The 3,994-nt window shown below is 40.5% G+C and carries 4 protein-coding genes and 1 pseudogene; 3 read left to right on the top strand and 2 right to left on the bottom strand.

Going from position 1 to position 3,994, the window contains the following annotated elements; translation table 11 throughout:
• Positions 1 to 397 precede the first annotated feature (397 nt).
• Together I2494_RS18225 and I2494_RS18220 are read left to right on the top strand one after the other, a co-directional pair.
• Positions 398 to 682, top strand: coding sequence for a type II toxin-antitoxin system TacA family antitoxin (locus tag I2494_RS18225; protein WP_218468803.1), 285 nt, complete (start codon positions 398 to 400; stop codon positions 680 to 682).
• A complete protein-coding gene (locus I2494_RS18220; RefSeq protein WP_218468802.1) occupies positions 673 to 1,155 on the top strand; it encodes a GNAT family N-acetyltransferase in 483 nt (160 codons plus the stop codon). The genes I2494_RS18225 and I2494_RS18220 overlap by 10 nt, the downstream gene beginning before the upstream one ends.
• Positions 1,156 to 1,329: 174 nt before the next feature.
• On the opposite strand, the pseudogene I2494_RS18215 reads toward I2494_RS18220, so the two are convergent.
• Positions 1,330 to 1,443 (bottom strand): annotated as a pseudogene (locus tag I2494_RS18215) (recombinase family protein); the annotation flags it as partial.
• A complete protein-coding gene (locus I2494_RS18210; protein ID WP_218468801.1) occupies positions 1,442 to 1,771 on the bottom strand; it encodes a hypothetical protein in 330 nt (109 codons plus the stop codon). The pseudogene I2494_RS18215 and the gene I2494_RS18210, both read right to left, overlap by 2 nt.
• A 556-nt stretch (positions 1,772 to 2,327) precedes the next feature.
• Here I2494_RS18210 and I2494_RS18205 point away from each other — a divergent pair.
• On the top strand, positions 2,328 to 3,994 hold a 1,667-nt coding region (locus I2494_RS18205), incomplete at its 3' end, for an Ig-like domain-containing protein (RefSeq protein WP_228351012.1).

Raw genomic sequence — 3,994 nt, 5'->3', positions numbered from 1 at the left:
CCCTTTAGCACGCACCCTACGGCAAGCCACCGGGCAAGTTGACTCCTGTAAATTGCAAACGTAAGAACTGAAGCAAAGCTTCAGATTCTAACGCTCCGGAAATCACGCCCTCTACGTCGCTACGCGCCATAGAGCACGCTCACCGGAGTTAATTTGCAAACAAACAAATTACATTTACAACAGTCCATATATTTCATGCAGGGAAGGGGATGGATCGAGGATCTTAATAGATCTTGTAAGGCCCGCTGACTAACCTTCTGTGGATCAAAAAGAGCTGAGTGGTCGCTTCCATGTGCTACGCACATAAAAATACAAACCCAATGATTTAGGTATAGCAATTTGTTACCTTATTAGTTATTATTAATGTATAGCAAATTGCTACCATGTAGAGGGTGTTATGCAAAATTCAATTCGTAAAGCCACACGGGACAAGCAAATTAACGTCCGAGCAACTGAAGATGAACGTGCAGTAATTGATTATGCTGCGAGTTTGGTGAATAAAAATAGAACTGATTTCATCATAGAAAAAGCTGTTAATGAAGCTCAGAACATTATCTTAGACCAACGCGTATTCATTCTTAATGACGCACGCTATCAGGCATTTATAAAGCAACTTGAAGCCCCCGTTCAAAACACTGAAGGGCGTAAACGCTTAATGGATGTAAAGCCTGAATGGAAATAATCATTACCGCTCCAGAGTTGCTAACAGAAACGCACGATCTCCAGCAGTTCGACTGTGGAAATGAAGTGTTAAGTGATTGGTTGCGGCGCAGAGCCATAAAAAATCAATTAATGAATGCTTCTCGTACTTTTGTGATCTGTATGGCTGGAACTAAGCGGGTGGTAGGCTATTACGCTATAGCGACAGGTTCCGTTAGTCATGTAAATTTAGGACGCAGTCTCCGTCAAAATATGCCTGACCCAATTCCTGTCGTTTTATTAGGACGCCTGGCTATCGATGTTTGTGTTCAAGGACATCGTTTTGGTGTATGGCTTCTAAATGAAGCGGTTAATAGGGTTTCTAATTTAGCAGGCCAAGTGGGCATTAAGGCTATCATGGTCCATGCAATAGATGATCAAGCAAGAATGTTTTATGAGTATTTTGGTTTCGTTCAGTCGCCTATTGCGCCGAATATGCTTTTTTACAAAGTTTAATCCGTCTTCAGCAATACCATTTCTATATTGAGAATAGTACTTTTGATAGTGCTTGCAATAGTGGTTAACTGAAAATTATCTTTGCTTAATATCTCGATAAAAATGAGATAAAGCTCAAGTTTTAAATAAAATACATCTAAATCAAAAATTTAATTCCCAAAAAAAGACTGCGTTTTAAACAGTCTTCGCATCTTCCAGAATTTTATAAACAGTGGAACGGGCTATCGCCGTTGCTCCCGTTCCGCTGTGATGAAGCGCCAGTACGTTGTTTCTGTCAATGGTACGTCTACTGGTTGAAGGTACCGTCAATAACCCCTTGAACCCAAGCGAGAGTTTTTTCTACGGTTTTATCTTTACCTACAATACCACCGCTAATGAAGCCAGCGACCATACCTATTAAACCACCACTAACCATACCTACGCCTTGACCAATAATGCCGAAACCTAGAGCTCCACCACCGTCACCTCCATGTTTTCCGCCAATAATAGCACCGACAGCTCCGCAAGCAGCGGCCCCTAATATCGATGAAATCAAAAACTCACCAGCATCATTTACAAAACCGTTTCCGTAGCCACCAGAAATTGCTGTTAATTCCAGTTCATTTAATTCTCTCATTAATGAATTTCCCTAAAATTTTTTAAAATGTGTTTGTTATTCAGTCCATACATTCATTGAAAATAGAAATTTTTCCATCATGTTCAATGTTTTTATATCATCACATAGAAAATATATAAAAGTACACAAGCTTTATTCCCACTTTAATAAATTTAAACCTTCACTTTTAGTAAGTGAAGGTAAGGTGTATAAATCTTATTGATTTATTTCTAGGGTTATTAGTTGTTCTTAAAGTGAGTTTTTACTTATTTTTTTATGTTATCGCCACAACCTTTTTTAATGAATAATACATTCACTGTGTTTAATTTTGAATTTATATAGATTATAAGATATATAAATTTGGCGCCAAGGCTTTTGACGAACTATTGATCGTATAAATATAAAATGATAGTTTTAAATTTCTTTGAATGATCATGGTCCCTTGGGTTTCTTCTATGATCCCTTGGGTTTCTTCTAAAGTGTTCTAAATTGAATGTTATTGAATTTGTCAACCTAAATACTAATTGATTAGATTCGGCAAGCTTTAAATAAATAGTGATTTGGGAGGGGTAATATTTTGAATAAAACAGTGAATTTATTAGTAAGTACTAACGGCGAGGCATCGCAAATTATACCTTTGAATTATAGCAAGCTTATTAAAATAAAAATTCAAGCAGGTAATAAATATTTATTGAAAAATGGAAATGACAATTATGCTCCTGAAAATGTCACTATTTATCGTAATGATAACGACCTTTATATAATCTTGGAAGGGGATGACCAACCGTCTCTAGTGTTTGAAGATTACTACATTTCTGGTGAACATGCTCCTTTGCTTGGGATGGCTGAGGATGGCCAAATTTATTCTTACGTAGTAACAGATGGTTCTAGTATTGACGGTAGTTATTTAATTAATCAAGACGTTTCCTCTCCTATAGCTTTGGGAGGCGGCCCCATGGGGGATGGGGCCTATTTATTTGGAAATGCTGAGAGTAATGATGATTTGGGATTATTGGCATTATGGCCATGGTTTCTAGGGGGGGCAGCAGTCGGGGGCCTGATTGGTAACGCTATTTATGAAAGTAATAAAGATAATGATGGCTTAACACAGTCACCTACTCCGGCTTCAGAACCTACTCTTGGTGGTGCCACGGATGCAATCGGTGATATTACCGGTCCAATCAAGCCTATGTTTGAAGCAATAGATGATGTTGGCACTATTACCGGAATTATTGCCAACGGGGCAACTACTGATGATAATTGTCCTGAATTCACTGGTAAGGGTGAAATTGGCAACACTATCACTGTTTATATTGATGGTAAGGTTGTCGGTTCAACTACAATTGGTAGCGACGGCACTTGGAGTTTTACGCCAAAAGATGCTTTAGCCGATGGCCATTATCAGGTAACTGTTACTGAAACTGACAAAGTGGGTAATACCAGCGCTACTTCGCCAACTTTTGACTTTGATGTTGATACTACAGCACCAGATAAACCGCCACGTCTTGAAGCTTATGATGATGTCGGTGAGAAAACGGGTTTAATCAAACATAATGGCATTACTGATGACTCTCAACCTACCTTTACGGGCGAGGGTGAGCCGGGCAATACCATCACCATTATTGATAACGATAAAGAACTGGGTACCACGATTGTGGATGATAACGGTCAGTGGACCTTTACGCCGGATGAGCCACTGGATGAAGGCGATCACAGCGTCGTGGCAAAGGAAACGGACGAAGCCGGTAATGAAAGCAAACCATCTGACGCCATTGATTTTGAAGTAGACACTACGCCGCCGGAAAAACCAGAGCAGGGCGACGTGATTGATGATGAGGGTAGCATCACGGGTCCAATCCAGAACGGTGATGTTACTGATGACTCTCAACCTACCTTTACGGGCGAGGGTGCGCCGGGCAATACCATCACCATTATTGATAACGATAAAGAACTGGGCACCACGATTGTGGATGACAACGGTCAGTGGACCTTTACTCCTGATAAGTCACTAAGTGACGGTGAGCATAATATTGTAATTACAGAAACTGATGAGGCCGGCAACACTAGTGCTCCTTCAGACGAATTTGAATTTGTAGTAGATACAAGTACTGACTCATCAAAGCTGGCCATTACCGGCGTGGACGATCAGGTGGGCAGCGTTACCGGCAATGTCAATAAAGGGGAGACCACCGACGATACCCGACCGACTATCAGCGGTACCGGGACCGCCGGCGACACCATTAT

Source organism: Limnobaculum allomyrinae (assembly GCF_016649425.1).
Classification (GTDB): domain Bacteria; phylum Pseudomonadota; class Gammaproteobacteria; order Enterobacterales; family Enterobacteriaceae; genus Limnobaculum; species Limnobaculum allomyrinae.
This window is presented reverse-complemented; position numbering and strand designations above follow the sequence as displayed.

Coding starts and splice junctions, on each gene's coding strand:
- I2494_RS18225 (WP_218468803.1), top strand. CDS start 398: ATGCAAAATTCAATTCGTAAAGCCACACGGGACAAGCAAATTAACGTC.
- I2494_RS18220 (WP_218468802.1), top strand. CDS start 673: ATGGAAATAATCATTACCGCTCCAGAGTTGCTAACAGAAACGCACGAT.
- I2494_RS18210 (WP_218468801.1), bottom strand. CDS start 1,771: ATGAGAGAATTAAATGAACTGGAATTAACAGCAATTTCTGGTGGCTAC.